This window comes from Coprococcus sp. AF21-14LB (assembly GCF_003458885.1).
Taxonomy (GTDB): domain Bacteria; phylum Bacillota; class Clostridia; order Lachnospirales; family Lachnospiraceae; genus UBA9414.
Genome location: NZ_QRVX01000095.1, coordinates 1 through 3,399, shown reverse-complemented (window position 1 = coordinate 3,399; position 3,399 = coordinate 1). Strand labels below are relative to the sequence as shown.

2 protein-coding genes and 1 pseudogene are annotated in these 3,399 nt (G+C 42.4%); 2 read left to right on the top strand and 1 reads right to left on the bottom strand.

Features of this window, described 5'->3' with window-relative positions; all coding sequences use genetic code 11:
• Positions 1-438 (bottom strand): UPF0158 family protein (locus DWX73_RS12990; RefSeq protein ID WP_118349097.1); only part of this gene is annotated, 438 nt, incomplete at its 3' end.
• 706 nt (positions 439-1,144) lie between these two features.
• Here DWX73_RS12990 and DWX73_RS12985 point away from each other — a divergent pair.
• Positions 1,145-1,867 (top strand): tyrosine-type recombinase/integrase, encoded by a 723-nt coding sequence (locus DWX73_RS12985; RefSeq protein WP_442872003.1) that lies wholly within the window; start codon positions 1,145-1,147, stop codon positions 1,865-1,867.
• Positions 1,860-3,012: pseudogene (locus tag DWX73_RS12980) on the top strand (IS91 family transposase). The gene DWX73_RS12985 and the pseudogene DWX73_RS12980 overlap by 8 nt, the downstream one beginning before the upstream one ends.
• Positions 3,013-3,399: the final 387 nt, after the last annotated feature.

Genomic DNA, 3,399 nt, shown 5'->3' with positions numbered 1-3,399 from the left:
ACCCGTCCGCGGCCTGGTACAATTGGAAAGAATCACATTCAGAGCAGTTCCTGTTAATTCAGAACTGCTCTTTTTATCTGCTCTGAATCTGATACTTCCCTTATGAATTATATCACAACAATCAATGTTATATTTTTCGCACCATTCTTTCGCAATACGTTCATAGGCACGGTCTCGATAATCATACCACTTTTGTTCCAGATTTAAGTCGAATAATCTATCTTTAAATCTTCTAAAATCTCCTCTTCCCTGTATTGCTCTCTCTAATGTGTCTTGATTTCTGCCTTCTGGCAGGTCGTATATAAATTCTTCCATAATCCTGTACTCATTGATTTCATACTGTCCTGGTAATGGAATATACTCTTCTATAAATGAATCTTCTATTTCTTCAATAAGTTCTGAATTATCTTCGCCATCATCTTCTAATTTAACCTTCATTTTCTATCATCCCGCTAATTTTCTATAATCTCCCAGTAGCCGCTCTTAGTCGATCCATGTATTATAAGTATGGATGATGTTTCGTTTTCCTTCTGTCATTTGTACACGATGTACAGGTTTCTTTTGTCTTGCCATAATAAAAGGCCCTCCTAATGATATTTATTGTATCATAGAAGAACCTTATAAACATTATTTTACAGAAAAAGTTTCACACACTCACTTAAACTTGCAAACTGGAAGCTCGGATTCCAATTCAGCTTTCTTTTTCATTGTACCAAGTCGCTAGCGCGACGGCTAGTCCTAAGTACGTGATTCCACTACTTTTTTTCAAAAAAATCAGTTTTCCTCGAAATAAAAGTAGCAGTTTTCTTATATATGTTTTATTGTTGAATCACCACAAGACAACCTAAAACAATACAAAAAAGCTGCTATGCTTATGTTATCATGGATTTTTAAACTCAACAAGTACATATTTTACTTTTTTATCCGTCCACCACCTGTTTTGAAATATCCTGACTCTAGATCAATCTTATTTCATTTACAGGAGGTTCCTTATGGACAAATATTTATCTTCTTTCAGGGAGATGCTTTCCCTGCGCGGTCTTACTGACCATACCATACTTCGTATTCTACATATATCTCCGCTTATCTGCAGTACCTTTCCGACAACGGTCTGACTGCACCGGAAGATGCATCATGGCAGCAGATGCGGGACTTTATCTTTTGGATCCAGAACACAAGAGATCTTTCTGACCGTACGATAAATGCCTGCATCTCACAGCTGAGATTTTTTACACTTTATGTCCTCCATAAGCCCTGGGACCCCTATCAGCTCCCTTTCAGAAAATTTGACTCTTATACCCCTTTTATCCCTTCACGTGAAGAAATGAAAACATTCCTGTTTTCCATTTCTGACATAAAGTTTAAGACCATACTCTGCCTTATGTTTTCTTCCGGGCTGCGGGTGGGCGAAGTACGTCATCTGAAATGCTCTGACATTGAACATTCCAGAAAACGTATTCATATACGTGCTTCCAAGAACCGCTCTGACCGTTACGTACCTCTTTCTGATAACGTCTGGGAGATCATCCTCCGGTACTGGTATTCATTCCCGGCTGGTTCCCGGCCGAAAGACTGGCTCTTTCCACAGAAGAAAAACCCGGACAAGCCCATCGATCACCAGCGTATCCCCAGCTTTATCCTTGCACACGAAAAAGAACTCGGATGGGAGCACCGTTTTACCTGTCACACATTCCGCCATGCTTTTGCCACCTACCATTATGAAGACGGGACCGACCTGCTCACTTTGAAAGCGCTCATGGGACACCGGTCTGTTTCTTCCACGGTTATATACGTACATCTGGCATCAAATGCCCTGATGGCTTCTTCCAATCCTTTTGACAGAATGGCAGGTGGGCTTTATGAGTGATCTCAAGATCCAGAAGATCTGGCAGTGTTCTTTTGACTCTTTTCTTTCTTCCGGGCACCCTGTTTCTGACATCCAGAGAAAAGCCTCCCTCGCTGTCATCCGTTGTAAATCCGGCGCCCTTGGAGCCAATGCCAGCCAGTGTACCGAGTGCGGACATACGCAATTCCACAATAATTCCTGCCGTAACCGGAACTGCCCAAACTGCCAGGCTGTCTTAAAAGAAGTCTGGGTGGATAAACGCAGGGAAGAAGTCATCGATACGCCGTATTTTCATGTGGTCTTCACCCTGCCACATGAGTTAAACCCGCTTATTTATCGTAACCAGAAGCTTCTGTACGGGCTTCTTCACAGATGCTGTGCCGAAACACTTCTTGAACTGTCTTCCGACAAAAAGTATCTCGGTGCAACACCCGGCATCATCCAGGTACTCCATACATGGAACCAGGAGATCGGTTACCATGTGCATATGCACTGTATTATTTCGGGCGGCGGTCTTACCAGGGAGCATAAGATCCGAAAGTCTGCCGGTAAATTTTTCATCCCCGTATATGTTCTCCGCGATAAGTTCAAAGGCAAATATCTTTCCCTGCTCAACACCCTCTACGAGGATAATAAGCTGGATCTTTCTTCATCCTGTGAAAGATTGCAGGATTCATATGAATGGAAGAACTGGAAAGATAAACTTTATGAAAAGGACTGGTGTCCTTACATAAAAGAAACCTTTAACGGCTTTGGAAATGCGGTCGAATATCTTGGAAGATACACCCATAAGATCGCCATTTCCAACAGCCGTATCCTTCCGTCACGGAAAAGGAGGTCACGTTCTCTGCCAGGGGAAAAAAGCCCGGCGAGCCAGGCGCCAGATCACTCTGGCTCATACAGAATTCATTAGGAGATACCTGATGCATGTGCTTCCGTCCGGTTTCCAGAAGATCCGTTATTATGGTTTCCTGAACAACCGGATGAAAAGAAAAAACCTGAAACTCATTTTTGCCTTGCAGGGACACCAGCGTTTTAAAAGACGGTTTACAGATATGTCCATGGCTGAGCTTTTAAAGGCTGTGTGGGACTTTGATATTTCTATCTGCCCGGAATGTGGCCAAAGTTCTATGAAACAGCTGGGAAGGTGTTATGCACCATCCTGATCATCCTAACTTCTTATACTGTTTTGAAAAAGCCTGCCAACGGGAGGCTTTAAAAGCATGCCCTGCAATGTTTTACACCACAGAAATCTGCGTGTTTTCAGCTGATTCCTCATCAGCTTCGACGATCATGGACATCCGAGAACAATACAATCCCCATATACGCATCGGCTAAACGTCCGCGAATTGGTACAATTATGAAGAATCACATTTACGGGCTGTCGGGAAATAGATAGTTCCAAACAGGGCAGATTTGACTCACATGAGTCAAATCTGCCCCTGAAACTTTTTCGTAAAAAGAGAAAAAGATGGCTAACGACAACCATCTTTCACTCCGTTCCATGTTATAATGGAACTATGATAACCAAAGATTATTATAACGATTTTTTT

What these genes read in the sequence shown, in the direction of transcription:
- DWX73_RS12985 (WP_442872003.1), top strand. Translation starts at nt 1,145, where the DNA reads ATGCGGGACTTTATCTTTTGGATCCAGAACACAAGAGATCTTTCTGAC.